The organism is Gordonibacter sp., from assembly GCF_036667095.1.
Taxonomy (GTDB): Bacteria; Actinomycetota; Coriobacteriia; order Coriobacteriales; family Eggerthellaceae; genus Gordonibacter.
In genome coordinates, this window is record NZ_JAVWUP010000346.1 from 1 (window position 1) to 1,884 (window position 1,884).

1 protein-coding gene is annotated in these 1,884 nt (G+C 62.8%); it reads left to right on the top strand.

Annotated elements, in window-relative coordinates:
* The first annotated feature begins 136 nt into the window (after positions 1-136).
* The gene (locus RR842_RS14475) at positions 137-1,798 is read left to right on the top strand and encodes an FAD-dependent oxidoreductase (RefSeq protein ID WP_332730278.1); all 1,662 of its coding nucleotides are present in this window, start codon (positions 137-139) and stop codon (positions 1,796-1,798) included.
* Positions 1,799-1,884 lie beyond the last annotated feature (86 nt).

Genomic DNA, 1,884 nt, shown 5'->3' on the forward strand with positions numbered 1-1,884 from the left:
CCCTCGCAACAGCAGGTTCACCCGCGACATTCGTGTTGGTGCGCGTCATGCTTGATTTGGCGCCTTGGGAGGGCGCAGGCTCCTTGCCCGAGCTTTGCGGCTGGAGTTAATCTCGTTTCTCATTGGAGGGAATAGTATGAGCGAATTGAACAAAGGTCTTTCCCGTCGTGGTTTTTTGACGTTCGGGGGTGTGGCGGCACTCGGTGGAGCAGCTGTCTTGGCGGGTTGTGCACCTAAGGCGGCTTCCGCGGACAAAGCTAGTGCGCAGGAGTCTGCCGCGGCGGGCGACGCGTCTGCCATGAAGACGGCCGACGAAACAAAAGAATGTGACGTGGTGGTGTTGGGCGCTGGTGGCGCTGGCATGTGGGCGGCTGTGGAGGTTGCCCGCGCCGGCAAGAGCGTCATAGTAGTGGAGAAAGGCAACAGCGTGGGCGTGTCCAACGGCTCGCTGGCTGGCGGTCCGTTCATGGTGGGGTCGAAGCTGCAGCAGCAGGCCGGTATCGACTTCACCGTGGAAGAGGCGTTCACCCACATCATGGAATACGCGCACTGGTCCACGAATGCTGCAGCGGTCAAGGCGGCTGTCGAGCTGTCGGGCGACACCATCGACCGCTTCACCGACGAGTTCGGCGTAGCTACGGGCCTGCGTCCCGATAACTACGGGGCTGGTCATGCGTCGGTGCGCGCCAACTTCCAGTCCGATCCGAAGGATTCCAAAACACAGGCCAAGGGCGAAGCTCGCATGGCTCCTTTACAGAAGTGGATCGAAGGTAAGGGTGGCGAGTTTGTATTCGACACCGCTGCTAAGCGCCTCATTATGGAAGATGGGGTATGCACCGGCGTGCAGTGCGAGGGCAGCAAGGTTGTTGATGTGAAGGCGAAAGCTGTAATTGTTGCCACGGGCGGCTTCTTGGGCAGCGTCGAGAAGATGCAGGAGCGCTTCGGCACGTTCGTGAATCCGTTGGGGAGTGTGCTCTCGGTGGGCGAAGGCATCGACATGGTGCAGGCGGCCGGCGGCCAGATATCCACGCAATGGGGCATCGCGGGCAACGAGTTCTCCGGCTCGAACAAGGATGCCGAGGGCATCTGGGGCAGGTCGAACGCCGCGTTCGCCATCGGTATCTACGGCACGCTGCTGGTGAACAACCAGGGCCGCCGCTTCTCCAACGAGGGCAAGTTCGCGAACCTGCCGCTGGCGCTGGGCGGGGCTATCTCGCTGGTGGGCGGCCAGTACTACGCCGTGGTGGACCAAGCCTACGTCGACGGCTTGAATGCGGGCGTGGATGCGTGGACGCTCTGCGGCTCCGACGAGGTGAACTGGCACACCGGTGCCATGACGCTCAAGGGCAAAGCGCTGGCGAACGTGCAGGCCGATATCGACAAGGCCGTCGAGGCTGGTTGGGCGCACAAGGCTGCCACGATCGAGGAGCTGGCCGAGGCCTTGGGTGCGCCCGATCTGGCAGCGACGCTCGAACAGTACAACGGCTACTGCGCTGGCGGCAAGGACGAGCAGTTCTACAAGCCGGCCTGCTTCCTGCAGTCTGTGGCCACGGGCCCGTTCTACGCGTTCACGTACGAGCCGAGTGCCTGGGTGACCATCGGCGGCATCCGCACGAACGACCGCCTGCAGGCTATCGACGCAGCTGGTGTTGCCATCGAGGGCCTGTACGTGGCTGGCGCCGACAACGGCACGCTGATGAGCGCTCCGTACTGCGACTACGAAGGCTACTCGCTCATGTGCGCCTACAGCGGCGGCCGTCTGGCCGGCAGGTACGCGGTTGAGGAGTTGTCGGCGTAGGAACGCATCCCTTGGCTAGATTCCTTAAGGGTACCCGATCAACCAATGCGCGACGCGCCGGTCTTCCCCTCCCTCAGATCTTGCGC

Coding starts and splice junctions, on each gene's coding strand:
- RR842_RS14475 (WP_332730278.1), top strand. CDS start 137: ATGAGCGAATTGAACAAAGGTCTTTCCCGTCGTGGTTTTTTGACGTTC.